Source organism: Allorhizocola rhizosphaerae (assembly GCF_003426775.1).
In the GTDB taxonomy this organism is placed as follows: Bacteria; Actinomycetota; Actinomycetes; order Mycobacteriales; family Micromonosporaceae; genus Allorhizocola; species Allorhizocola rhizosphaerae.
In genome coordinates this window covers 1-22,412 of sequence record NZ_QJUG01000037.1, presented here as the reverse complement: position 1 = coordinate 22,412, position 22,412 = coordinate 1, and the positions used below count along the sequence as shown (strand labels likewise).

At 66.9% G+C, this 22,412-nt stretch carries 28 protein-coding genes, 1 tRNA gene and 2 pseudogenes; 24 read left to right on the top strand and 7 right to left on the bottom strand.

The window, feature by feature from the left end; translation table 11 throughout:
- Position 1: 1 nt before the first annotated feature.
- Both DM816_RS43690 and DM816_RS43685 read right to left on the bottom strand, forming a co-directional pair.
- Positions 2–349 carry a PDGLE domain-containing protein gene (locus DM816_RS43690; RefSeq protein WP_342768691.1) on the bottom strand — a complete coding sequence of 116 codons (348 nt, stop codon included), beginning with the start codon at positions 347–349 and terminating at the stop codon, positions 2–4.
- 36 nt (positions 350–385) lie between these two features.
- Positions 386–1,078: pseudogene (locus tag DM816_RS43685) on the bottom strand (energy-coupling factor ABC transporter permease); the annotation flags it as partial.
- Between the two features lie 33 nt (positions 1,079–1,111).
- Here DM816_RS43685 and bcp point away from each other — a divergent pair.
- Complete coding sequence (bcp, locus tag DM816_RS10280; RefSeq protein ID WP_117209925.1) at positions 1,112–1,576, top strand: thioredoxin-dependent thiol peroxidase; 465 nt, start codon at positions 1,112–1,114, stop codon at positions 1,574–1,576.
- Positions 1,577–1,610: 34 nt separating this feature from the next.
- A tRNA-Leu gene (locus DM816_RS10275) sits at positions 1,611–1,691 on the top strand.
- A gap of 194 nt (positions 1,692–1,885) precedes the next feature.
- Here DM816_RS10275 and DM816_RS43680 read toward each other — a convergent pair.
- Positions 1,886–2,062, bottom strand: a complete 177-nt coding sequence (locus DM816_RS43680) for a hypothetical protein (RefSeq protein ID WP_211588627.1) — start codon at positions 2,060–2,062, stop codon at positions 1,886–1,888.
- 548 nt (positions 2,063–2,610) lie between these two features.
- On the opposite strand from DM816_RS43680, the gene DM816_RS10265 reads away from it, so the two are divergent.
- Positions 2,611–2,928, top strand: a complete 318-nt coding sequence (locus DM816_RS10265) for a type II toxin-antitoxin system PemK/MazF family toxin (RefSeq protein WP_211588626.1) — start codon at positions 2,611–2,613, stop codon at positions 2,926–2,928.
- Between the two features lie 262 nt (positions 2,929–3,190).
- Here the strand turns inward: DM816_RS10265 and DM816_RS10260 are convergent, their stop codons facing one another.
- A complete protein-coding gene (locus tag DM816_RS10260) occupies positions 3,191–3,901 on the bottom strand; it encodes a hypothetical protein (RefSeq protein WP_117209923.1) in 711 nt (236 codons plus the stop codon).
- Between the two features lie 122 nt (positions 3,902–4,023).
- Here DM816_RS10260 and DM816_RS10255 point away from each other — a divergent pair, with 122 nt between their 5' ends.
- Positions 4,024–5,394 carry a DUF2786 domain-containing protein gene (locus tag DM816_RS10255; RefSeq protein WP_117209922.1) on the top strand — a complete coding sequence of 457 codons (1,371 nt, stop codon included), beginning with the start codon at positions 4,024–4,026 and terminating at the stop codon, positions 5,392–5,394.
- Positions 5,395–5,623: 229 nt separating this feature from the next.
- Here the strand turns inward: DM816_RS10255 and DM816_RS10250 are convergent, their stop codons facing one another.
- Positions 5,624–6,295, bottom strand: coding sequence for a BON domain-containing protein (locus DM816_RS10250; protein ID WP_162907313.1), 672 nt, complete (start codon positions 6,293–6,295; stop codon positions 5,624–5,626).
- 328 nt (positions 6,296–6,623) lie between these two features.
- Between DM816_RS10250 and DM816_RS10245 the strand changes: the two genes are divergently transcribed.
- From DM816_RS10245 to DM816_RS10215, 8 genes are all read left to right on the top strand, one after another.
- Entirely contained in the window at positions 6,624–6,998 is a 375-nt protein-coding gene (locus tag DM816_RS10245) for a hypothetical protein (protein ID WP_117209920.1), read from the top strand.
- A 265-nt stretch (positions 6,999–7,263) separates the two neighbouring features.
- On the top strand, positions 7,264–7,404 hold the full coding sequence (locus DM816_RS42395; RefSeq protein ID WP_162907312.1) for a hypothetical protein: 141 nt from the start codon (positions 7,264–7,266) through the stop codon (positions 7,402–7,404).
- A 264-nt stretch (positions 7,405–7,668) separates the two neighbouring features.
- A complete protein-coding gene (locus DM816_RS10240; protein ID WP_162907311.1) occupies positions 7,669–8,316 on the top strand; it encodes a hypothetical protein in 648 nt (215 codons plus the stop codon).
- A complete protein-coding gene (locus tag DM816_RS10235) occupies positions 8,301–8,492 on the top strand; it encodes a hypothetical protein (RefSeq protein ID WP_117209918.1) in 192 nt (63 codons plus the stop codon). The genes DM816_RS10240 and DM816_RS10235 overlap by 16 nt, the downstream gene beginning before the upstream one ends.
- A 266-nt stretch (positions 8,493–8,758) precedes the next feature.
- Positions 8,759–9,163: a hypothetical protein gene (locus tag DM816_RS10230; protein WP_117209917.1), complete on the top strand. Its 405-nt coding sequence runs from the start codon at positions 8,759–8,761 to the stop codon at positions 9,161–9,163.
- Positions 9,160–10,359 carry a hypothetical protein gene (locus tag DM816_RS10225; RefSeq protein ID WP_117209916.1) on the top strand — a complete coding sequence of 400 codons (1,200 nt, stop codon included), beginning with the start codon at positions 9,160–9,162 and terminating at the stop codon, positions 10,357–10,359. The genes DM816_RS10230 and DM816_RS10225 overlap by 4 nt, the downstream gene beginning before the upstream one ends.
- The gene (locus DM816_RS10220; RefSeq protein WP_117209915.1) at positions 10,356–11,480 is read left to right on the top strand and encodes a S8 family serine peptidase; all 1,125 of its coding nucleotides are present in this window, start codon (positions 10,356–10,358) and stop codon (positions 11,478–11,480) included. The genes DM816_RS10225 and DM816_RS10220 overlap by 4 nt, the downstream gene beginning before the upstream one ends.
- A 73-nt stretch (positions 11,481–11,553) precedes the next feature.
- Positions 11,554–12,786 (top strand): serine hydrolase domain-containing protein, encoded by a 1,233-nt coding sequence (locus DM816_RS10215; protein ID WP_246001807.1) that lies wholly within the window; start codon positions 11,554–11,556, stop codon positions 12,784–12,786.
- Here DM816_RS10215 and DM816_RS10210 read toward each other — a convergent pair.
- Positions 12,772–13,407 carry an alpha/beta hydrolase family protein gene (locus tag DM816_RS10210; protein WP_211588625.1) on the bottom strand — a complete coding sequence of 212 codons (636 nt, stop codon included), beginning with the start codon at positions 13,405–13,407 and terminating at the stop codon, positions 12,772–12,774. The genes DM816_RS10215 and DM816_RS10210 overlap by 15 nt on opposite strands.
- Complete coding sequence (locus tag DM816_RS10205) at positions 13,404–14,054, bottom strand: prepilin peptidase (RefSeq protein ID WP_117209914.1); 651 nt, start codon at positions 14,052–14,054, stop codon at positions 13,404–13,406. Before DM816_RS10205 ends, DM816_RS10210 begins: the two co-directional genes overlap by 4 nt.
- Before the next feature lie 102 nt (positions 14,055–14,156).
- On the opposite strand from DM816_RS10205, the gene DM816_RS10200 reads away from it, so the two are divergent.
- From DM816_RS10200 to DM816_RS10150, 12 genes and pseudogenes are all read left to right on the top strand, one after another.
- Positions 14,157–14,741, top strand: coding sequence for a hypothetical protein (locus DM816_RS10200; RefSeq protein ID WP_162907310.1), 585 nt, complete (start codon positions 14,157–14,159; stop codon positions 14,739–14,741).
- Positions 14,735–15,673 (top strand): hypothetical protein, encoded by a 939-nt coding sequence (locus DM816_RS10195; RefSeq protein ID WP_162907309.1) that lies wholly within the window; start codon positions 14,735–14,737, stop codon positions 15,671–15,673. Before DM816_RS10200 ends, DM816_RS10195 begins: the two co-directional genes overlap by 7 nt.
- Positions 15,674–15,714: 41 nt before the next feature.
- Positions 15,715–16,341: an SAF domain-containing protein gene (locus DM816_RS10190; RefSeq protein WP_162907308.1), complete on the top strand. Its 627-nt coding sequence runs from the start codon at positions 15,715–15,717 to the stop codon at positions 16,339–16,341.
- Between the two features lie 5 nt (positions 16,342–16,346).
- The gene (locus DM816_RS10185) at positions 16,347–17,147 is read left to right on the top strand and encodes a CpaE/TadZ family protein (protein ID WP_117209910.1); all 801 of its coding nucleotides are present in this window, start codon (positions 16,347–16,349) and stop codon (positions 17,145–17,147) included.
- Between the two features lie 55 nt (positions 17,148–17,202).
- Complete coding sequence (locus tag DM816_RS10180; protein ID WP_117209909.1) at positions 17,203–18,681, top strand: TadA family conjugal transfer-associated ATPase; 1,479 nt, start codon at positions 17,203–17,205, stop codon at positions 18,679–18,681.
- Positions 18,678–19,562, top strand: coding sequence for a type II secretion system F family protein (locus DM816_RS10175; protein WP_117209908.1), 885 nt, complete (start codon positions 18,678–18,680; stop codon positions 19,560–19,562). The genes DM816_RS10180 and DM816_RS10175 overlap by 4 nt, the downstream gene beginning before the upstream one ends.
- Positions 19,559–20,416 (top strand): type II secretion system F family protein, encoded by an 858-nt coding sequence (locus DM816_RS10170; protein WP_117209907.1) that lies wholly within the window; start codon positions 19,559–19,561, stop codon positions 20,414–20,416. Before DM816_RS10175 ends, DM816_RS10170 begins: the two co-directional genes overlap by 4 nt.
- Positions 20,417–20,428: 12 nt before the next feature.
- On the top strand, positions 20,429–20,605 hold the full coding sequence (locus DM816_RS42390; RefSeq protein WP_162907307.1) for a hypothetical protein: 177 nt from the start codon (positions 20,429–20,431) through the stop codon (positions 20,603–20,605).
- The gene (locus DM816_RS10165; protein WP_117209906.1) at positions 20,602–20,994 is read left to right on the top strand and encodes a TadE family protein; all 393 of its coding nucleotides are present in this window, start codon (positions 20,602–20,604) and stop codon (positions 20,992–20,994) included. The genes DM816_RS42390 and DM816_RS10165 overlap by 4 nt, the downstream gene beginning before the upstream one ends.
- Entirely contained in the window at positions 20,991–21,419 is a 429-nt protein-coding gene (locus DM816_RS10160) for a TadE family protein (RefSeq protein ID WP_117209905.1), read from the top strand. The genes DM816_RS10165 and DM816_RS10160 overlap by 4 nt, the downstream gene beginning before the upstream one ends.
- A complete protein-coding gene (locus DM816_RS10155; protein WP_117209904.1) occupies positions 21,416–21,826 on the top strand; it encodes a hypothetical protein in 411 nt (136 codons plus the stop codon). Before DM816_RS10160 ends, DM816_RS10155 begins: the two co-directional genes overlap by 4 nt.
- A gap of 19 nt (positions 21,827–21,845) precedes the next feature.
- A pseudogene (locus tag DM816_RS10150) lies at positions 21,846–22,412 on the top strand (LysM peptidoglycan-binding domain-containing protein); the annotation flags it as partial.

Sequence of the window (22,412 nt, the reverse complement as noted above, 5' to 3'; positions counted from 1 at the left end):
CTCAGACTCGAGTCTCGGATGTCGATGGTGCGGACTCGCCGCGTGCGCGCCGGCGGCGCGCCCCCCAGAAAATGGCCAACCCGATGGCGAAGGTGATGACGACGCCGATCACCCCCGCGACGCCGGTCGTGCCCTCGATGCCGCTGATCCCGTAGTCGCCCAGCCAGCTGCCGGCGAGCTCGTGCTCCTTGGCGGTCTGCGCGATGCACTGCCCGCCCGTGATCTCGCCGGTGGCCTCGTCGACCGTGCAGCCCTTCAGGGTCGTGGCGTCGAGGCCGTCGGGCGCACTGGACGCGAAATAGCTCACCCCGCCCGCGAGCACGAGCGCCGCGAAGATGCCCACGAGCACGAGCCGGCGAGGGCTGGCCGTCACGGCAGTGGTCAGGCGCTGCCCACGCAGCGCGTAGACCAGGTCGGGCCGCACCTTGGCCACGGTCGTGACGGTGATCGCCGCGATCACGCCCTCGCCGATGCCGATCAGCGCATGAACCCCGGCCAGCGCGGCGGAGATCTCGCCATAGCCCACCGTCAGGGCCACGTCGCCGCCCAGGTAGTACTGCAGGACGAAGCCCTGCGAGGCCAGGATGACGCTGACCACGGACGCCACGAAGACGGCCGTGCCCACGCCGGATGCGTTGCGGGGCAACAACTTCATCAGTCCAACCACGACGAGGTAGCCCACCGCCGTGCCGAGCAGAGCCATGTTGGCGATGTTAAGCCCGAGGGCTGACAATCCTCCGTCGGCGAAGATCAAAGCCTGCACGACCAGCACGACCGAGACGCACAGCGCCCCCACCCACGGCCCGACGAGGGTGGCCGCGAGGGCGCCGCCGAGCAGGTGCCCGCTCACGCCAGGAAGCACGGGGAAGTTGAGCATCTGCGCGGCGAAGATGAAGGCGGCGACCAGGCCTGCCATGGGCGCGAGGCGGTCGGAGAGGTCCTGTCGCGCCCGGTTGATGGATAAAGCGAGCAGAATGACCGCTATGGCCGCGTAAGCCAGGGACACGGGGCCGTTGATGATTCCGTTGCTGATGTGCATGGCGAGGTCCACGGCATCATCATGACGCTTGTTGCACATAAGTTGCAACAAGAGGTTGATAGGGTACCTGGCATGCGCCTCGAACCTGGGATGAAAGCACCGGAGTGGGAGCTGCCGACCGTCGACGGCAAGACGCTCAGCCTGGCCGACCTCCGCGGGCGTAAGGTCGTGTTCTACGCCTACCCGGCGGCCATGACGCCCGGGTGCACCACCCAGGCGTGCGACTTTCGCGACTCGCTCGCGTCGCTGAGCGCTCACGGATACCAGGTCGTGGGCATCTCCCCCGACACCCCGGCCAAGCTGGCCAAGTTCGTGGAGCGCGACGCCATCACGTTCCCGCTCGTCTCCGACGAGGACAAGAGCGTGCTGAAGGCCTACGATGCCTACGGCGAGAAGAAAAACTATGGCAAGACCGTCATGGGCGTCATCCGCTCCACCTTCATCATCGATGAGGATGGCATCATCGAGCGGGCCCTCTACAACGTCAAGGCCACCGGCCACGTCGCGAAGCTCCGGCGCGATCTCGGCATCGACTAGCCGACCACATGCCGTAGACTTGCGCCTTGCGTGCGCGGGAGTGGCGGAATGGCAGACGCGCCAGACTTAGGATCTGGTGCCTTCGGGCGTGGGGGTTCAAGTCCCCCCTCCCGCACGAGCCCGCCGACCCTGCTCATTGACGTTCGGTCAATTTCGCCGTGGGCCACCATGCCAGCCGCGGGCCGAGCCCTGCGGACCCCACGTGAACGGCGGTGCACACAGATTCGAAAGCTCTCCAATAGGGTGCGCTGCGGCTCGAACCAATCATAATTGGCAATGGACGCACCCAGTTGGGCCGTGAAATGAACGCTATGGCGCCTCGTGCTCATCGCGCTTCGCCCACTCCAACCATTTCTGGTCAGCTTGCGCCAAGAAGGTATCGACGTCGAACCGATGCTCCCGCAGCCGCTTTTCGGCGACGTCGAGCTGCGTTTCCGTGAACAGATCCCGGTACCACGGAAGCAGCGCATGGGCTTCCGCGCTCATCTCCAGCCGGCGGCGCTCCCAGAGCGTGTGAAGCCGTCCGACGCGTTCCGGCCCTGTAGGAGACGGCGCGCTGCCTCTGCACCACCGAATTCACCGACCATCTAAAAGGAGCACAAGCAAGGAGCGTCGCGGTCCCGCCACTCAGCACGAATCCGGATTCCTGCGCGGCGCCGTATAGCCAGACATGCCGCCCTACCGATAGGCCACGCTAGGAGCGCGGACCGCAGCTGGCTATGCAGCAGAATTTGATGTAAAGTTTGCTGCATGGCGGACACCCTTAGCCCGAGGAAGTCAGTAACCCTGACTCCAGCCGAGCTCGAGCTGATCGAATTAGCCCGTGAAGCTGGGACCTCATGGAACGAAGCCCTTGTGCGGTTACGAGGCCCTGAAGCCACTCGGTCAGAAGCAGCAACCCTTCATGCGCTCATTGGCCTCGCGCTGGCAAAACTAGGCGACGAAGTAGCGCTACGCGATTACGAACACCTGGCGGCTTCTCGCGATGAAGAAGACGAGGCGTTTGACACTGCGCTTCGCCGGCGGAGGCATAGGTGATCACTCCTGCTCGTGGCCGCGTGTATATGGCCGATCTGGGTGAAGGCTTCGGGGACAAACCGTTTGTCATCGTCAGCAACAACGCTCGGAATACGAAGCTTGACGACTGCCTTGCCGCTCGTATCACCACGAGCCTAAAACCGGAAATCCCAAGTGTTGTCGATCTATCCAAAGACGATCCGCTTGTCGGCCGAGTTCTTTGTGACGATATCGTCAAGCTCTACCGGGATGAGCTGAAACGGGATGTCGGAGCATTGAGCGCTCAAACGATGGCGCGGGTGCGCGCTGGCCTTTGCCATGCGTTAGCCATTTAGGCGGACACCTAGAAGATTCAGCGCTTCATGATCAGGGTTCGAAAGAACTTGGATGAGGTGCACGCTGCTCGCCGAGCTTCGCTCGGCTTCGCCAGCAGCCACCATGCCAGCCGCGGGGCCGAGCCCCGCGAACCCCACGGTGACATCCGAAGCCCGGCACACGCGAAACCAACCCCACCCACGCTGCTCGCCGAGCTTCGCCAGCGGCCGCCATGCCAGCCCCTGTGTTCCGCAGATGAGGTGGTTGGGTCGGTCGCCGGGCTCATAGATGAGTGAGGTAGTGGTAGTTTCCGTCGCCGACGGAGGATCGCAGGGTCTCGAGGACAGCCCGTGGGTTGTCGTAGGGGCCGGAGATGTAATACGGCTTGCCCTCGCGGCCGAAGTCGATCGGGGTGGGCTCTGACGGAGTGCCGAGGTACGAGGCGGCCGTGGCGAAGTCGGCGGGCGGTTCGAATCCGAGGCCCCGGGCATAGGCGACCGCACCGTGCACGAGATGCTGTGCCAGCTCGACCGGGATGGTGATGGGCGCCGCGTCGTACGCCTCGAAGAAGGCGCGGCGGTAGGCGTCCACGGAGCCCGCGCCCATGGGCTCTGGTCCGACGACGTTCTTGACGCCCAGGCAGTACACATCGATGAGGAAGCCGCACACGGTGACTCGACTGGCGCGCTCCTGTCGTGCGATGAGGACGGCGGCCAAGCCCCCTGTGTCCGGGTCCGTGGCGCCGACCGGATCCGCTGCTGCCCATTGAGGCGCATCGGTCAAGCCGAGACCGCAGCTCCAACCGGGATTGACCCAGCAGCCCAGCAAAGCACGCTCGGACGGCTCAGACTTCTTCTGCTCAAGCTCGGCTATCTGGCGCACGAGCGGGGCTACGGCGGATGGGCGCAGTCTCAGCGCCTTGGCAATCTGTTTGGGCGCACAGCCCCGCTCACGCAACTGCCGGACTTGGGCGAGAAGTTCGTCGTCGTTCACCGTGCCATTATGGGGAGGCGTGAAGATCGACGACAGCCGACACTCCCTTCCATCCGAGATGACCACAGTGTCACCGAGTAATCGATAGACTCTGGCGTTTGCATCGTCTCGGGGAGATTGCCATGGGCAAGAACAGTCGTGACCGCCACAAGGCCAAACGCAGGGCGGCACAGGCGCAGCAGCGTCGCAGATCGGCTGACGCTTCAGGCCAAGGCGATCCATTCGGGCTCTTCGGCGCGACCGCCGGCATCCCGTTTCAGCTCCGCCTCGCCGAAGAGATCATCTCGGATGCGCTGCATGCCCGGCACCACAAGCGCGAGTCTGACTTCGTACGCCTCCGAGCTTCGTTGGCCGAGGGGGCCGTCGATGCGACCGGTGTCCAGGTGGTGAACCGCGCGCTGTTTACGGCACTGCTGCGCAGTATCAGGCAAACCTGGGAACGTGGCTGGCAACCGGCCGAGTTGGTGCGGTTGGCTCGCCGCGAGCTCACTGTCCGCCACGGTCGCCTGACGGTGGACGCCATCGCCGCGCAGATGCGTGTCTACGCGGCACCGACCGTCGACCCGAGATGGCAGGCCCAGCTGGTCACGCTGGGCGCGGAAGTCTGGTGGGATCACGACGACCACTATGTGGGTGCGTGGGCAAAACAGCAGGAGCTGGATCGCGCCGTCGCGATCGATCATCTGCTTGACCTGCTCTATTTCCTGCAGACCCTGCCGCCGATAGAGCGTATCGGACCGATACCGGGCGCCAACACGCCATCCGGGTCCGCGGTCGCCGGACCGGGTACAGATGCCGATCAGCGAATGCTTGCCCGGATACGGGCGTTGCTGGCCAAGGCCGAGTCCACGGACTTCCCGGAGGAGGCCGAGGCCTTCACCGCCAAGGCGCAGCAACTGATGGCACGGCACAGCATCGACCACGCGCTGCTCGCCGCCAAGGCCGGAGGCAGGGACGAGCCGATCACGCGGCGGATCGGGATCGACAACCCATACGAGGCTCCCAAGTCGCTGCTGTTACAGGTGGTTGCCGAGTCCAACCGTTGCCGATCGGTGTGGATGAAGCGCTACGGCCTCACCACGGTGGTGGGCTTCCCGGCCGACCTCGACTCGGTGGAGCTCCTCTTCACCTCATTGCTCGTTCAGGCCACGAGGGCGATGACCCAGGCCAACGGGCGGCAGGATCGACATGGGCGCAACAACATCCGCGCGTTCCGCCAGTCGTTCCTGACGGCCTACGCTTCGCGCATCGGTGAGCGGCTCAATGCGGAAGCGCAGGAGGTGGACCGGGAGGTGGCGGCCACATCTGCGGCCGGGATCAATCTGCTGCCCGTGCTTGCCGCGCGCAGTGATGCCGTGCAGGACGCGTTCGACAGACAGTTCCCCGACCTGACCAGTCACGCGACGCGGATCAACAGCAGCGAGGGCTGGGCGTCCGGCCGTGCCGCTGCCGACCGGGCCTCGCTGCACGGCCAGCAGGCTGTCACCGGTTGACGGTTTATCCCTGCCTGTGAGGAGGCGATCCAGCGCTGCAGGTAGCAAGGCAATGGCCATGTGCGAGCAGGACTCTGCCGCGCCCTTTGCCATTTGGCTGGTCGCCAGCAGACCAGGTGTCTCATGACCGGGGTTCGAAAGTGCCCCGCATGAGGTGCGCGGCTCGTTCTGCTTCCGGCGGCCTGGAGCCCGCGCCTGGTGGGCGCGGGCTCCGTGGTTGTTCATCCGGTCAGGAGGTGATGACCAGGTTGTTCTGCACGCTCGTGACGCCTGCGGCGTTCCAGGCCGTGTGCTCGGCTTCGCGGTATTCGGCGAAGGTGCGCACGTTGCCGCGCAGGACCAATTCATGGTCGTTGACGTCTATACCGATCGACTGTGGCGCAAGCTGCGCGTTGCGCTGCATCGCAGCCACGATCGCGGTCTTTGCCGGAGTGGATGACGCCGGCTGGTCGAGAACGATGTCGTTGCGGACCGCGGTGACGCCTCTGAGGTTCGCCATTGCCCTCGACGCGGCATCGCGCTGGTAGTCCCAGGCGACGGTGCCGGACAGGGTCACTTTGTGATCACGAACGACGGCCGTTACCGTCCTGGCGGGCACGTCCACGGTCCAGTCGAGCATGTGGCGGGCGGCCTGGGTGATGTCCGCGTCGGTGGCGTCACCGGTCGCGCCTGGGCTCCGCACGGTCATCTCGTCGGAGATGGCCGTGACGCCGCGTACTCGCATGGCCGATCGCTTTGCAGCGATCCTTTCCCGCAAGTTGGAGACCTCGCCCGACAGTTTCACGGTCCCACCGTTGGTGGTTACCTCTATGCGTCCAGCCTTGCAGCTGGGGTCGTAGCGCAGTTCCTCGGTGACGTTGGTCTGAATCTCCTGGTCCGTTTGGTGCAGTGTTTGTGTCACGAGTCCAACCATGGACCCTCGTGCGCCAAACACCAACGGCATTTGGGACAATTTGAAATAAATATTTAAAAACTTCAAAATGGCATGCATATAATATGAAAATCTCTCCCCTGATAGGTGTGCCAACTCGAGGCACGGGCCGGCCGGGACCTTTCCGAAGATCGCTGAAGCGCCGGATCCGTGACACTCCTATGTGGACGCACACCGGTCGGTGTACATGCGGTGCCGGGCGGGCATCTCACATGCTGCGAAGGCAGTACCGCCATGAGAACGTTGCGCTATACGATCGATTGAAAGAATTTGAACGTTTCAATCTTTGGGAGGCGTGATGAACCGAGCGCGGGCCTGGCGGCCGTTAGCACACCTGGGCGCTGTTCTTGTTCTTGCTGTTGCCGGTGCGTTGGGCGCGTCGCCGGCGGCGGCCGCGCCGGGCACCTCCCGGCAAGCCGCGACCACCTCAAGCGTGCCGGAGGTCTACCTGCAGTGTTCCCAGTACTCGGGTTTCTTCAACTGCTACCTGAGCTACACCTCGTCGACCCCCGTGCAGATCCGGTGGTCGACGCAGTACGGTTACGAGCCCGCGTTTGACAACCAGACCCAGATGTCCAGCTGGTGCATGTTCGGCAGTGAGTCGTGGGCTTCGGTGGAGGTGATCAACTCGTCCGGTGCCGCATACGCCGGTTGGAGTTCGCCCTGCTGGTAGTCCTGCGCACCATCCGGTCAGATCAGCAGCATGCGGCCGGCGCGGGCCAACTCGCCAGGAGGCGACTGGCCTGCGCGCCGCATGTTAATCACGTTCATCGCGTGGTGACGATCCCGCGATGAATCGCCACCCTGGCACAACATCGATAATCGCGAGTATCGCGTGATGGTCTTCCCGTCAAGGTAGTCGTCTACCGCGTTGGTATGACCTCATTTCAACTCAGCGCGAGATGTGGCACGACGGCGGCGGCAATGGATTCGCCCGCATGTCTCAGGTGCGTTTCTTGCCCCATTTGGACGACCCGCAGCTTGAGCGGCATATGCGCCGCTCGCTGCGGGAGCAGGCAAGCAGCGACCCCGATCCGGTCGCCCGCGACCTGGCAAGGATCTGCTCTCCGGCGCCGTGACGCTGCGCCAAGCGGCCGAGTCCCGGGTCTACGGCGAGCTGCTCGCCCAGCAGGCGCACGGAAAACCTGGACTGGTGGAACGCATTGTCCGACGAGGAACGCGCCGCGCGCACTGCGCAGAGCAACGCCTACATGCGCGGTCTGACCGACGAGGCCGAGGAGGAGTCGCCGTGGCGGTGAAGGTCGACCCCGATGAGCTGCGCGACTACGGCAAAATGCTGGTCCGCAATGGACTCTCGGCGGCGAAGGCACAGTCCTATGTAGATGAGTGGGGCGGGCTCCGGGATGGAGGCGGTCGCCTCCGAGGGCCTCTTCGCCAAGATGCTCGACATCCACGACTCAACCCGAAACGCGGTCAAGGACAGCGTGCTCCAGATCGGCGCACTGGTCCGCAACTCCGGCCAGGAGCTGGAAAAGGCGGCCAAATTTTACGACGACGCGGACGAGAAGGCCAAGCAGGACATCGACGCGAAGGCCAAGCGGCTCATGCACCTCGGCGGCAGCGGCACCACGGTCCGGCCGGCGGGCGCCAAGACCGCCAAGAACTACGTGGACGTCAAGGATACGGCGAAGATGTTCACGGGCACGCCGGGCTACACCGATGTCGCCGGGAACGACCCGATGAAGCAAGGCTTCGTCGGTACGCGTTTTGAGGTGCTGGAGCTCAGCAGCATCGCCAGCTGGATCTTCGGTACCATCCAGGGCCTCACCGGCCGCGATCTGCTCGACGAGCTCACGAAGCAGTTCACCGGCGACTGGGAGGGCCGGGCCAAGTGTCGCCAACGCGAAGCGGTTCATCGCCGTGATGGAGGGCGTCGCCGCCGGATTCACCGGCAGCCTGGGCAACTTCCTGGCCCGGATGCCCAGCAAGGCCTACGACCTGGCGGGGGTCTGAAGTGGACGATCGGCTGAACTCCGTGCGCGACCTGCTGTTGCGCCATACGTCGATGGTGGGCGTCGACCAGGACGAACCCTTCGAACACGACGCGGCCCGCGGCCTGCAGGAAATCGTGGGCATCCTGGTCGAGGAGCGGCTGCGCGGCCGGATGCCGACGGACGAGCTTTACCGGCTGCCGCTCTACAACTGAGCACCAGCGCGGTCATCCGACTCAACCCACCCGATTCACTCACGAAGCGCCCACCTGTCCACTTCGAGACTTTGGCACGAACGGGCAGGTCGAGATTTGGCGTGAGTGACTCGCGTATGAGTTTCTGCCCATCCAGCGTCTTCACGCACACCCGAGATCACCTTCCGCCATACTCTCCTGCCAAATGACTAGGTAAATTATGATCGACGCCGATCTATATTTTCCGCTACCCTCCGTTCATACACCGCGACTGGGGGTCAAGAGGCATGGAGCAGGCGCCGAAAGTCGAAGTTGATTTGGGTGAGCTGCGCTCGTTCGCCGAAATGCTGCGAGCCGATGCCGAACTCGGGCTCGCGCCCGGTGCGGCCCGAGCGGAAAGCGAGCTGCAGCACGGAGCCCGGTTCGGTCTGGCCGCGGTGGGCGGCCAACTGGCGGCCGGCCGTGAGGTGTTCGCGGCGGCACTGGAACGGGCGCGCGAGAACACCGCGCGGCAGGTGCGCGGCGCCCGGATTCTGACCGCCGCGATCGAGCAGGTGCTGGCAAACTATGCCGACGGCGATCAGATTGCCGCCTCACGCCTGGCGCACATCGAGTCGACCCTGTCGGAGGCCGTCAACACGGCCGACGCAGCGGCCCAACCGTCACCGGCGCGCCCCGGGCTCCAGCCATGACGACACCCGATTCGGTGCTGCACCAGCGGGTGAAAGGCACCTTCGTCGGACCGGTGGCACCGCGCCTCGATCAGCCGCAGCCGGCCGTGGTCGCCATCAACTGGAACGCCTACGACGTGCCGCGGCTGTGGGATATGGTGCGCCGCGACGATGATGAGGCCGCCTGGACCCAGGCCCGCGGCTTCGAGAATCTGGCTCAACTGTTGCTCGCCCACCACGACAGTCTGAAACGTCTGCGCGAAAGCCTGAGCAACGCCTGGAGCCCGGACACGAGTCCGGCGGCGGCGAGGTTTTTCGGCTTCCTCGACGCGCTGATCGACTCGCTGGCCGAGGACGCGGTGGCCCATGGGTCCACCAGTCGAGGGGTTTATTCGATTCTCACCACCCTCAAGACTGCCAAAGAGCGCGTAGGGCAGTTGAAGCAGGAGTGGGATCGTGTCACCACCGACTGGTTGCCCGAGTGGTGGGACCATGCCGCCGAGAATCTGAACCGGCGAGCGCGCGAGGTGATGCAGCGAATGGACGCCGCCGTGGGCGACTACCGCCAGCAACTGATTGTTCCATCGCAGTACGCCTATCCGACCTCGATCGGCTCGATGGCTCTCCCCGAAGAACGCTCGGGCTATCGAGCAGCAGTGGTGCGGAAGACACGTGATGCCGCAGCCGCGACCGGTGAGGCCGAGGCCGAGGTCGCCGCGACAGCACCACCTCCGGCGGTTCCAGGCATCGATCCGGTCATGCGGCGCGGGCCGCAGCTGCAGGGTGTGGCGAATGCGCCTCAGCTCGTCGCTGCGGTGCCCGGTGCACCCGTCTCTGTGCTGCCGGTGCCGCCCGGCAACGCCTACGCGCCCGGCGGCGGTGCCTACGTGCTGCCGGGGCCGGGAATCGGCCACGGCCGCTGGGTCTATCCGATGCCGCCGCCCCAGAGCACCCCCACTCATCACGCGAACTCGACTATGTCACCATTGTCAACCATGAGACAGCATGCCAATACCGACCGTGGCAAGCGCACCATGGTGTGGCAGGTCGCGTCGGGTGTGCCACCGGTCATCGGCGAAGCCTCGGCGCAGGAGGCGCTGGCCGAGGAGCAACTGCGGCTGGCCGAGGCCGAGTTCGCCGACTGGTTCGCCGACCTGGCCACGCCCTGGACCGACGATCTCAAGGTGGATCTGCCGCGGACGGAGACCGGCTCATGAGGTTTCTTCTGCGAGTCATGCCTGCCGTGCTGGGACTCATCGTCATGGCCCCGTCTGGAGCCTCCGCAGAAGGAGCCTGGGCCGATCAGATCTCCGACGGCCAATGGTACGTCCAGACTCTGCGCCTGAATGAGGCGCACAAGCTGAGCACGGGCAAGGGCGTGCTCGTGGCGGTCATCGACACCGGGATCGATGCCACACACCCGGATCTGGCCGGGTCCGTGGTGGCTGGAGCCGACACCAGCCGCCGGGGTCCCGGCGACGGCCTGACGGACGACTCCGGGCACGGCACCGCCATGGCCGGTCTGATCGTCGGGCACGGCCAAGTCCGCGGTGTGGCGCCGGGGGCGACCGTGATGTCCATCCGGGCCGAGACCATCGGCGGCGGCTCACCCACTGCCGTGGGCGCCGCGATCAACTGGGCGGTCGAACACGACGCCAAGGTGATCTCGATTTCGCTGGCCTCGCCAGATGGCGACCAGGTGCTCAAGGCAGCCGTGGAGAAGGCCGTCGCCCGCGATGTCGTCGTCGTCGCCGGAGCAGGCAACACCGACCGCAGCCGCCGAGTCGGTTATCCGGCGGCCTACCCCGGCGTGGTGGCTGTCGGCGGGGTCAACCGGGAAGGCGCACACTCGCCGGCGGCCGTGTCCGGATCGGAGATTCTCCTATCGGCTCCGTGCGACAAAATCTCCACGCCCTATCTGCGGCATCAGCGGGCTGTGGGCACGGGCACCTCGTATTCGGCGGCTCTGGTGGCCGGTGCAGCCGCCCTCTTGCGCGCGAAGTTCCCCGACCTGCCTGCCCGCGACATCGTCAACCGCCTGACCGCCACCGCAGCGGACAAGGGACCGCCCGGACGCGATGCGCAGCATGGGTTTGGCGCGCTCGACATCGTGGCCGCGCTGACCGCCGATGTCGCGCTCTTGCCGCCGCCCGAGACTCGCAGTGATGGTGTAGCGGATGCCGGCATCGACACCGCCGCGCCCGTCCTGGCGCCGGGTGCTCGATTCCCGGTGGATCTGGCGCTCATTGCCGGCGGCATCGGTCTGCTGCTGGCGGCTGCCGTCACACTGCTTGTGCTGCTTGTGTTCCGCCAACGCCGACCATCGAGCCGCCCCTGATACCAGCAGGCGAGCCTAGCGATGGTTGTCGATTAGTCACACGCGAGGGGCAAGCATTCCCTATGGTGAGGGCATGCGGTGGGCCAGCGTGATCACGATGATGGCGGCGGGATTGGTCGTGCCAGAAGCGGCGGCCGCCGCTCAGGCGCCGTGTGTCGCCGACCCGGCCACTGTGGTCGCAAGAGCCCCGACGATCGCGTCGACATCGGCAGCACTGCCCGTCGAGCTGGTCGCCAAGCTTGACACTGCCGCCCAAGAGTCGTTCAAGCTCGCGGCCGCACCCGGCGCGATCGTGGGCGTGCGCACTCCCGAAGGCACGTGGACGGCGGCCTATGGCCACGCCGACCCCACGACCCAGACTCCGATGAGCACCGACATGCACATGCGCATCGGCTCGGTCACCAAAACCTTTACCGGCACGGCGATTCTGCAACTCGCGCAGGACGGCAGGCTCAGCCTGAACGACCCGATCGGCAAGTACTATCCGGGCATCCCCAACGGAGACCGCATCACGCTGACCCAGCTTGCCAACATGACCAGCGGGGTCGCCAGCTATTACACCGAAGAGTTTCTCGCCCGCTATTTCGGCGATCCGGCGACGGTGTTCACGCCGGACGAGCTTATCGCCTATGGCGTCGCGGCATCACCGGTCTTCGAACCGGGAGGGCGCTTCGACTATTCGAACACCAACACGGTACTGCTGGGAAAGGTTATTGAATCGGTAACCGGCGAACCGGCCGCACAAGCGTTGCAGCGCCTGATCTTTGCCCCACTCGGCCTCACCGCCACCTCACTGCCCGATGTGTCGCCGGCCATCCCGAGCCCGCACGCACAGGGCTACACCCTGCAGGGCGTCAAAACGCCGGGCCAGCCGGTCGATGCCACCGACTGGAACCCCTCGTTCGGCTGGACCGCGGGTGGCATGATCTCGAATCTCGCCGACCTGCTGACCTACGCTCGCGCGCTCGGCACCGGCCAGACACTACTATCGACCCGCGTGCAAACCGAACGGCTGCAATCGTTCCCGTCCCCGGCCGGCTACGGCTTCGCGCTCGGCTGCGTCGACGGCTGGGTGGGCCACACGGGCGAGCTCCCGGGCTTCAACACGACGCTCTTCTACGACACCACCACCGACACCTCGGTCGTCGTCATGGTCAACAGCGACATCTCGTCCGGCGAATGCCCGGAATCACCGACACTGTCCGACAATCCTTCAGACGTGCCGTGCTCGGCCCCCGCCACGAGAGTCTTCGTTGGCCTGTCTGAGGCCCTGGGCCATCAGTTCCAGCCGTTACCCGCCAGATGAGAGACCGGCCAACCATTCCAATGCCTGCGGCGCTTTATTCAGTACCGTGATGTGCCCGTCCTGCGTGGACAGTCTCCACTGGGCGTGCGGGATGTGGCGGGCCAGCCATTCGCCGTGGGAACTGGGCACCATCCGGTCCCGCCCGCCGTGCATCGGCAGCACCGGCACACCGATCGTCGCGGGATCGAACCTCCACCGAGCAACATAGGCCAGATCGTCGTCGACCTGCCCGCCCCCGGGCGCCGGGCCGACCACCTTGCCGAACCACGACCACTCCCCCGCCAGCGCCGCCCCATCGCCATCGTTGAGCCCGATGTCGCCCTCGGGCTCCTCGAACGCCTCCCTGGCCGCGCGCCCGCGCGTTGCCGCGCCCAGCGCGGCCTCGCCGACCGGTGCCATGCCCGCGAACCAGTCCAACCCCTCGGCACCCAACGGGGCCAACCCGGCCATGCTCACCACGCCGACGACCCGCTCGGGCAGCAGCGCCGCGAGCCGGTCGGCGTCGGCGAACAACGGCTCCGGCGGCATGCCCAGATTTGGCGTGCCATGATGCCAGAGCACCGGGAGCCCGTCGCCACCTCGGTCATAACAGTGCAGCGGGCCGACCTCGAACTCGTTCACAGCGGCAACCAGACCAGCGCGGCGAGCGCGCCCAGCAACATGAACGGGCCGTGAGCGATGGAGTCCTTGCGGGTGACCCGGCCGAGCGCGAGCATGACCAAAGCGTAAAGTCCGGCGAGCAGAAACCCGGCGACGGCTCCGTAGAGCGTGACCATCCCGCCGAACCAGCCGAGTGCGAGGCCCAGACTGAGCGCGAGTTTGCCGTCGCCCAGGCCCATGCCCGATGGGTTCATCAGGCTCAGCATCAGATAGCACGCGGTCATGCCGAGACTGCACAGCAGCGCGATGCCGAGCCGCCGGGGCTCGCCCGCGAGCGCCAGCAACACCGCACCTCCCAGAAACGCCGACAGCGTGAGCGCGTTGGGCAGGCGGTGCACGGCCAGGTCGATGAACGCCAGCGCCACGCCGATCACAGCGATCCACGCGAACGCGACTAGAGCGACCGGGTCGCGCACGCGCCAGGCCAGCAAACCCAGCACGCCCACCAGCACGATCTCCACCGTCCCCACCCGGGGCCCTACCAGCAGGAGCCGCCTGAGCGGCGGGATCGCCCGCAACGGTTGTCCAACGTCGACGGACCAGCGGAAGATGATCAGTCGCACCAATGGTGCGACCGACAGACCGGCCAAAACCACCAGGACACCCATATCAGGATCACCCAACGCTCACTTATCGAACACCCCTTGTTACATCGGTGGAGCTCATCGTACGATCGGCCCTCGGGAGCGCAACCCAGACCAGGGGGCACGATGGAGCCACAAGCCCATAGTGGACGCGCAACCGCACTAGCCGTCTTCGGGGTCGCGGCAATGGTCGCGGTTGGCGCGTGTTCACCGCGCATCGAAGATGTTGCGGCGCAACCGGCTCAGGCCCCGCCCAGCAGGTCCGTCCAGCTCAGCGCGGACCAGCAGGCGCTGGTCGACACCGCGTGGCAAAGTTACGTCAAGCTCAACACCATCTACATCAAGGCCGCGCAGACCGGCGTCTACGACTGGAACGACGACCACACGAAGCGCCCGTTGTCCGACTACGCCGCGGGCGCCTTCCTCACCGCGCTGGAACGCGACCTCGAGCTGATGCGGGAACAGTCCGCGGTGCGCACCGGTGACCCCAAGATCACCCTGCGCCGCGTCGTTTCCGTCAGCCCGACCACGATCATCATTGAGTCCTGTGTGGACGATTCAGGTACCGACACAATAAATAAGACAACGAAGAAGTCGGTGGCCGCTCCCGGACAGAACAAGAAATATCCCGTCACCCTCCGGGCCGGGCTCTACCCGGACAGCCGATGGCGCTGGGTCGAGTCCTACGCAGATCGGAGTTCGACATGCTAAGACGCGTCCTGACCGTGCTCACCCTCATCGGTGCCTATCTCGTCGTCGTGCAAGGCCCCGCACACGCTGATTACATCTACTGCCCGCCCGACAACGGACCATGCCGCATCGTCGTCGAAGACCCCGGCGGCGGGGGCGGAGGCGGCGGTGGGGGTGGAGGCGGCGGGGGCGGTGGCGGCCCCGCGCAGTGCCTGCACTCGCAGAAGGGCTGGGTCGACTGCCACACCAGCATGGGCTGGTTCAACCGGGTGGGCATCGACCCCGGTAACCTCTACGCCGAGTGTTATTTCAAGCGGATGAGCCTGCCCGCCGACGACCCGCAGTGGAAGGGCGACCCGGCCAACGGCTATATGTACGAGGCGTTCTGCTGGGAGGGCGCATCGGCGGGCTGGGTGCGCCAGAACATCGTCTATCTGACGAGCCCGCCGCCGGGCTATGAAAACCTCCTGCCGGACCCGATGACCCTTGCGGTGCGAGCGATAGCACTGTTGGGCCTCACCGGGCCGGACATTCAGACCGCGCCGCGCCGCGACGGTTCGGGCCTGGTCGGCCTGCCGGTGTGGATGTGGACGCCCGTGACTCCCGAAACGTGGGGTCCCAACAGCGCCCAGGTGTCGGAGCGGGGCGTGACCGTCCGCGCGGAGTCGCAGGCCACGCAGATCGTCTGGAACATGGGCGACGGCACGACCATCGTGTGTGCCAAGCCCGGCACGCCATACGATCCGTCTCGTGGCGACGCGCAGTCGCCGGACTGCGGCTACGTGGGATACAAACAGCCCTCGCGCAATAAGCCCAACGGCAAATACATCATCACCGCCACCACGACGTTCAACGTCGAGTGGGAAGGCGGAGGGCGCAGCGGCACGGTCGTCGTGCAGAGAACCACGACCAGCGACGTGACCATTCAAGAACTTCAGGTGGTGGTGGGATGACCGTGGTCAGCAATCCACCCCGTCAACAGCAGACGGGGCCGATGCCGATAGTCAAAGCCGCGCCTCGGCGCCGGTCGGTGATGCAGGGCGCGCTGGCTGTGCTGCTGATTGTGGCCGGGGCGTTGACCGCGGGCTATGTGGCGCTGCGTATCGGGTCCACGCACGACTTTTTGGGCGTGGCCAAACCGGTGGGCAAGGGCGCGGAGATCAAGGCCGACGATCTGATGGTGATCCGGGTCAACGACGCGGTCGGGCTCAAGCCGATCCCGCTGAGCCGGGCCAACACGGTGGTGGGCAAGCGGGCCGCGGTCCCGCTCGTGCCCGGCACGCTGCTCACCCCCGAGCAGGTGACCGACCATCCCGTGCCCGCGCAAGGCAACCAGCTGCTCGGGCTGTCCCTGTCCGAGGACCGGCTGCCGGTCGCGCGGGTGAAGGTGGGCGCGTCGGTGCTGCTGGTGGTCACGCCGAAGAAGAACTCGGTCGGCGGTTCCGGGGAGAACGCGGGTGACCTCGTCCCGCCGCGCACGATCGCCGGCACGGTGGTCGACGTCAAACCGGGCACGCGGCAGGGCGACACGATCGTCAATGTCGAGGTGAGCACCGCGGACGCGCCGACCGTGGCCGCGATGCACGCCGAGGACCGCATCGTGCTGACGCTTGCGGGCTGATCGACATGACCCTGATAGCCATGGTTTCCGCGAAGGGCTCCCCCGGCGTCTCGACGGCGGCGCTGGCGTTCACGCTCACGTGGCCCGCACCGACGCTGCTGGCCGAGTGTGACCCCGCGGGCGGGGATCTGCTCTCGGGTTACCTGGCTCGCTATGAACTGCCCACCGACCGGGGTGTGCTGCCACTGGCCAGTGCCGCCCTGCGCGGCACGGCCGAGCAGGACTTCCTGAGCCAGCTCATCGACCTCGATTCGCCCAAGCGGGAACGGCTGGTGCTGCCGGGCATCACCGATCCCGCGCAGGCCGCGTCGCTGCAGCCGGCCTGGGCGCACCTCGGTGACTTCCTGGCCAACCTGCCGCAGACCGTGCTTGTCGATTGTGGACGGTTGTCCGCGCCGCACCCGCCGTGGCCGGTGCTGGTGCGCGCCGATCTGGTCCTTTTGGTGTTGCGGGCGCATTCGATCCGGACGATCTCGCCCGGGGTGCCTGCGCTGTCGCGCCTGCGGCGCGAGATGAAGGACAGCCCGGCTCACCTGGGGCTCATGCTCATCGGCGGCGGCATCGCGGCGCGCGAGATCGCACGCCATCTCGTGACGCCCGTGCTCGCGCGGCTGGCGTGGGATCCGTCCACGGCGGCCGCGCTGTGCGGGTCGGGACGGGGCCGGCGCACGGGCCCGCTGATGCGCACGGCCGCAACGGCATACGGCTCGCTGCACGCCTCGCTGGCCGCGCGAAGGCAGGCGGCGCAACCGATCGAGCGGCGCGATACCGACACCCTCCCGGCGGTCAAGGCGGCGGCGCGATGAGCGACACGACATTCACGGCAGAGCGCGGCGGCCGCATCGCAGAGGCGGCGGCGCGATGAGCACCCCGCCGCGGTTTGTGCCCATGCCGGGGGCCGTGGAAGCGGCCGAGATGCAGCGGGTCAACGGGCACCACGCCGCGCCGCCCGCGCCGGTAGTGTCCGATGTGGACTATGGGGTGGTGCGCCAGCTGCAGGGCCGGGTCACCGAGCGGATGACGGCACTGCTGGAAGACGCGGCCAACGTGACGCCCGCATATCGGCGCGAGCTCGCCCAGCGGGTGGGGCGCGAGGTGGTCGCCGACTACGCGACGGCGATGGCCCACGCGGGCCGCCCGGTCAGCCCCGCGCAGGAAAACGTGCTCCTCGACGCGGTCGTGGCCGGCATGTTCGGCGCGGGCCGGCTGCAGCCCCTGCTCGACGACCCCGACATCACCAACGTGCACATCATCGGCTGCGACCAGGTGCTGCTGCACCACGCCGACGGCTCGCGCAGCCGGGGCGAGCCGATCGCCGAGACCGACGACGAGCTGATCAGCATGCTGCAGGTGCTCGCGATGCGGGTGGCCGCGACCGAGCGCCAGCTGTCGGAGTCCAACCCGGAACTGGACATGCAGTTGCCGGACGGGTCGCGAATGACCGTGCTGTACAAGGTTTCCCCGCGCCCGGTGGTGTACATCCGCAAGCACAGCCTGTTCACGGCCTCGCTTGAGGAGCTCCGCGACCGGTACCAGATGATAGATCATTTGCTTTTCCGGTTCTTGACGAAGGCGTTGGAGGCGGGCGCGAACATCATGATCGCCGGCCTGGCCGCGTCGGGGAAGACGACCCTGTTGCGGGCGCTCGCGAGGACCATTCCGGCGGGCGAGCCCTACATCACTCTGGAGGAGTCACGCGAGCTCGGGCTGCATGAGCCGGTCGGGAGCAACTGGGTCATCAGCTTGGAGGCGCTGCAGGGACACGGCGAATACGACGCCAGCGGCAAGCGGCGCGGCGAAAAGACGTTGCACGACATGATGCCCATCACGCAGCGGCTCGGCGTGCGGCGGGTGATCGTGGGCGAGACGCGCGGGCGCGAGATCGTGCCGATGCTGCGCGCGATGACCGTGAGCCGGGGCGCGATGTGCACGATCCATGCGCGGCAGGCGCGCGAGGTGATGGACTCGATCGTGCAGCTCGCCTGCTCGTATGGCAACGACATGGGGCCGGAGCAGGCGCTGCGCATGGCGGCACAAGGGATCGATCTCATCGTGTACACGACGGTTGTCGATGAGCGTGCGATCGGCGGTGGCGAGCACCGGTTCGTCTCGCATGTGGTCGAGGTCGGCGGCATGCGCGAGGGAAAGGTCGTCACCACAACGGTTTTCGGGCCCGGACCGGACGGGCGGGCCGTGCCCAAGCACCTGCCCGAGCGCATCCGCGAGGACCTGATGGACGTCGGATACGACCCGCGGGAGCTGGTCGCATACATCGAGGCGGGGCAGAACAACCGCGGCGCGTGGCGGCACGAACTGCACACGAAGCGGGTACGCCGATGACCGTCTATCTGCTTGCCGCAGTGAGCTTCCTGCTTGTCGCGGGCGGGGTCGCGATGGCCATCGCGTTTCTCATCGGCACCAGCAAACCGCCGCAGCCGGCGTCGCTGTGGCGGCTGAAAATGCGCAGGTTCTGGGTCGGGGCGGGGAGGACTCCGCGTGAGCGCCGCACCCACCAGATCCTGCTCGCCGTGGCCGTCATCGCGGCCGCCGCGACCTGGCTGCTCACCGGCTGGCCGATCGGCGGGCTCATCGTGCTGGTGGCGATCCCCGGCATACCGTGGCTGTTCTCGGCGACCAGCGCGGAGAAGCGGGCCATCGCGCGGCTGAGCGCGTTGGAGTCGTGGACCCGGCGGGTGAGTGACTACGTGCGCAACGGCATCGGGCTGCAGGCCGCGATCGTGGCCACCGCGCGGACCGCGCCGCCGCTGATCGACCAGGAGGTCAAGACGCTCGCGGCCCGGTTGCAGGCGGGCATGGACCCGGAGGCGGCGTTGCGGGCGTTCGCCGACGAGATGGATGACTACAGCTGCGACGAGGTCGTGGCGCCGCTGATCCTGCAGCTGACGGATGCGGGTGAGGGCCTGCACAGGGCGCTGTCGGACATCGCGCACGCGCTGAGTGAGGAGATCACGGCACGGTCCACTGTGGACAGTGAGCGGGCGACGGCCCGCTACACGGTGCGGTTCTTGACGGGTGTGACCGTGGCGCTGCTTCTGTTCGGTGCGGTCAACGCCTCATATGCGCGGCCGTATCAGACGTTCCTTGGGCAGGTGATCCTGGTCGCGCTCGCCGGGCTTTACGCCGGGCTGATGCTGTGGATTCGCGCGCTGTCGATGCCGGAGCGGTTGCCGCGCCTGCTGCGGGCGGAGCGAGGATCATGATTCCGCAAGTGTGGGTGGCGATCGCCGTGGCGGCGGGGGCCGTAGCTGGGTACGGGCTGTATTTGCTTGTCGTGCAATTCATTCCGGCCACGCCCGCGCTCGGGCCGGCGTTGAAGCGGCTGCACCCCACGCCCGAACCGATTGTCGTGGCCGAGCCGAAGCCCGTGCCGGTGCGCGCATCCTCGGCCGACTTCGAGATCCTGGGGCGAAGCCGGGAAAAGCACATGTTCCACGTGATCCTGGGCGGCGTCGTGTCGTTGCTCATCCCGCCGATGGTCTCGCTCCTGCTGGTCATCTTCGGGATGAGCCTGCCGTGGAGCATCCCGCTGCTGGCCACGCTCGCCGCGGGAGTAGGTGGGGCGGCGCTGGTCCACTTCGATCTGAAGGCGCGAGCCAAGGCGGCACGAGCCGAGTTCGTGCGGGCGCTGTGCACCTACACGGCGCTCACCGCGCACCAGGTCCACTCCGGACACGGGGCGGTCGAGGCCATGGAGCGCGCCGCCGCGGTGTGCACTGGATGGCCATATGCCCGGCTGCGCATGGCTCTGCTCACGGCGCAGCTACAGATGGCCCCGCCGTGGGACGAGCTCAAGCGGCTGTCCACGGCCATCGGCGTGGTCGAGCTGACCACGTTCGCCGACATCATGCAGAGCGCCGGAACCGATGGGGCGCAAGTTTATTCGACCCTGCGGGCCCAGGCGGCCTCGCTGCGCGACCAGGTGCGGGCGAAGGCGCTGGAGTCGGCGAAGACGCGAACGTCCAAATTGGATGTCCCGTCCACCATGCTCATCATCATTTTCCTGGTGCTCGTCGGGTACCCCCTGATGATGAATGTCTTCTTCACCGGCAAATAGAAAGGAACGGCCATGCTGCACAAACTCGCTGCCAAGCTCGCGGCGCTCCGATCGGACCGGGGCGAGGGGCCGGTGCCTTACATCATCCTTGTGGGCCTCGTGGCCCTTGTCGCCGTGTTCGTGGGCGGCGCCATCATGGTCATCGCGGAAGGCTGGGTCGGCGACCTGCCGGAGGGCCCCAACCCATGATCCGTCGAACCTGGCCGAACGTGGCGTCCCGCGACAAGGGCGCCGCGGTGGTCGAGTTCGCCATCGTCGCGCTGCCCATGCTCATCGTGACGTTCATGGTGGTGCAGGCAGCGCTGGTCTACTACGCGCGCTCGACGGCGCTGGCGGCGGCGACCCAGGGGGCCAACGCCGCCCGCGCCTACAACGCCCCGTCCGATGCGGGCCAGTTGCGCGCCAACAACTTTTTGAACCAGGCCGGTGGCGGCCTGCGCAACCACGATGTCATCGTGGTCTTTAGCGGTACCGATGTGACGGTCACGGTGACGGGCAATGCCGTGCCGGTGCTTCCGGGCTTCAACTTCGGGGTCGCACAAAGCGCCAGCGGCCCGAGAGAGCGGTTCGTGCCATGAGGGCCTCCGGGCAGCGCGGCAGCGCCAGCATCGAGCTGGCGATCGTGACGGTGCCGGTAATCATGTGCACTGCGGCGATCATCGCTGCGGGCCGGTTGACGCTGGCCTATCAGGCGACCGACGCGGCGGCGTACGACGCGGCCCGGACCGCGAGCCTCGCCCGGACCAAGACGGAGGCGGAGACGACCGCATATCAGGCTGCGTTGACGTCTTTCCAGTCGCAGGGCATCAACTGCAACACGCTCAACGTCATCGTCAACACGACCGGATTCGACATCCCGGTCGGGGAGCCCGCCACCGTCAGCGCGACGGTCGAATGCCATGCGGCGCTGGAGGACCTCACGCTCCCCGGACTGCCCATGCCGGACGTCACGCTGACTTCCAACTTTGTCAGCCCGCTGGACCGCTACAGGAGCCGGTCATGAGACCTTTCCGGGACGACAGCGGCAAGGTGGCCCTCTTCACGGTGATCGTGGCCAACTTCTGGGTGTTCATGCTCGGGCTCGTGGTGGTCGGCGGCGGGCGGATGCGCGCCTACCAACGGGCGGACAACATCGCGGCCGAGGCGGCACGCGCGGCCGGGTCGGCGATCGAGGCCGGACAGGCCGTGCAGGGCGGGGAGAAGGTTGTCGACCCGGTCAAGGCGCAGCAGGCGGCGAGCTCCTACATCACGGCCGCTGGGGCGACGGGAAAGGTTGCCGTGGCGGACGACCGCACACACCTGATCGTGACTGTCTACTTGGAATACACCAACCCGTCCGGACTGGCGTTTCTGGGCGGGGCGACCTGGACGGCGACCGGGGTCGCCAACGCCACACTGCTTGTGGGATAAGGGGTAGGGGGAGGTTCAGATGTTCCGGCGGCTTGTCACCGGCATGCTGGCGCTGCTGTTCACCGTCGGCGTCATCGGCGGGGCACCGATGCTCCTGCTCAGAGTCGCCGGCAATCCCCTACCCAAACATGTGCCCACGCTTGACGAGATAACGCAGCTGCTGCTGTCGCCCGACAACGGGACGCTGTTCATGCGGGTGCTGACGTGGATCGGGTGGCTGGCCTGGGCGACGTTCACGATCAGTGTGCTGGTCGAGATACCGGCGCAGATCCGTGGGCGGCGGGCCCGGCGGATCCCCGGCCTGAGCGTGCAGCAGAAGGTCGCGGGCGCGCTCGTGGGATCGATGATTGCCATCTTCGTGGGCGGCAGCGTGGCGCACGCCGGGATCGCCGCGCCGGTGGTGAAGCCCGTGCCGGTGACGGCATTGGTGACCGCGTCGATGCCCACGGGACCGCAGGACTGGCACGCGCCGCTGACCACACGGGCCGCGCCCGAGCTAAAGCCCGCAGCCGTCGCGGCGCCGGCGGTTCCCGCGCCGCCGCCGCATCTCGCGACCGTCCCGGCTCCGCCGCCACACCTGGCGGCC

Coding starts and splice junctions, on each gene's coding strand:
- DM816_RS42390 (WP_162907307.1), top strand. CDS start 20,429: ATGCTGCACAAACTCGCTGCCAAGCTCGCGGCGCTCCGATCGGACCGG.
- DM816_RS10165 (WP_117209906.1), top strand. CDS start 20,602: ATGATCCGTCGAACCTGGCCGAACGTGGCGTCCCGCGACAAGGGCGCC.
- DM816_RS10185 (WP_117209910.1), top strand. CDS start 16,347: ATGACCCTGATAGCCATGGTTTCCGCGAAGGGCTCCCCCGGCGTCTCG.
- DM816_RS43680 (WP_211588627.1), bottom strand. CDS start 2,062: ATGAGCGCGGAAGCCCATGCGCTGCTTCCGTGGTACCGGGATCTGTTC.
- DM816_RS10170 (WP_117209907.1), top strand. CDS start 19,559: ATGATTCCGCAAGTGTGGGTGGCGATCGCCGTGGCGGCGGGGGCCGTA.
- DM816_RS10200 (WP_162907310.1), top strand. CDS start 14,157: ATGGAGCCACAAGCCCATAGTGGACGCGCAACCGCACTAGCCGTCTTC.
- DM816_RS42395 (WP_162907312.1), top strand. CDS start 7,264: ATGTCTCAGGTGCGTTTCTTGCCCCATTTGGACGACCCGCAGCTTGAG.
- DM816_RS10215 (WP_246001807.1), top strand. CDS start 11,554: ATGCGGTGGGCCAGCGTGATCACGATGATGGCGGCGGGATTGGTCGTG.
- DM816_RS10245 (WP_117209920.1), top strand. CDS start 6,624: ATGAACCGAGCGCGGGCCTGGCGGCCGTTAGCACACCTGGGCGCTGTT.
- DM816_RS10160 (WP_117209905.1), top strand. CDS start 20,991: ATGAGGGCCTCCGGGCAGCGCGGCAGCGCCAGCATCGAGCTGGCGATC.
- DM816_RS10180 (WP_117209909.1), top strand. CDS start 17,203: ATGAGCACCCCGCCGCGGTTTGTGCCCATGCCGGGGGCCGTGGAAGCG.
- DM816_RS10225 (WP_117209916.1), top strand. CDS start 9,160: ATGACGACACCCGATTCGGTGCTGCACCAGCGGGTGAAAGGCACCTTC.
- DM816_RS10220 (WP_117209915.1), top strand. CDS start 10,356: ATGAGGTTTCTTCTGCGAGTCATGCCTGCCGTGCTGGGACTCATCGTC.
- DM816_RS10195 (WP_162907309.1), top strand. CDS start 14,735: ATGCTAAGACGCGTCCTGACCGTGCTCACCCTCATCGGTGCCTATCTC.
- bcp (WP_117209925.1), top strand. CDS start 1,112: ATGCGCCTCGAACCTGGGATGAAAGCACCGGAGTGGGAGCTGCCGACC.
- DM816_RS10240 (WP_162907311.1), top strand. CDS start 7,669: ATGAGTGGGGCGGGCTCCGGGATGGAGGCGGTCGCCTCCGAGGGCCTC.
- DM816_RS10255 (WP_117209922.1), top strand. CDS start 4,024: ATGGGCAAGAACAGTCGTGACCGCCACAAGGCCAAACGCAGGGCGGCA.
- DM816_RS10155 (WP_117209904.1), top strand. CDS start 21,416: ATGAGACCTTTCCGGGACGACAGCGGCAAGGTGGCCCTCTTCACGGTG.
- DM816_RS10205 (WP_117209914.1), bottom strand. CDS start 14,054: ATGGGTGTCCTGGTGGTTTTGGCCGGTCTGTCGGTCGCACCATTGGTG.
- DM816_RS10230 (WP_117209917.1), top strand. CDS start 8,759: ATGGAGCAGGCGCCGAAAGTCGAAGTTGATTTGGGTGAGCTGCGCTCG.
- DM816_RS10175 (WP_117209908.1), top strand. CDS start 18,678: ATGACCGTCTATCTGCTTGCCGCAGTGAGCTTCCTGCTTGTCGCGGGC.
- DM816_RS10190 (WP_162907308.1), top strand. CDS start 15,715: ATGCCGATAGTCAAAGCCGCGCCTCGGCGCCGGTCGGTGATGCAGGGC.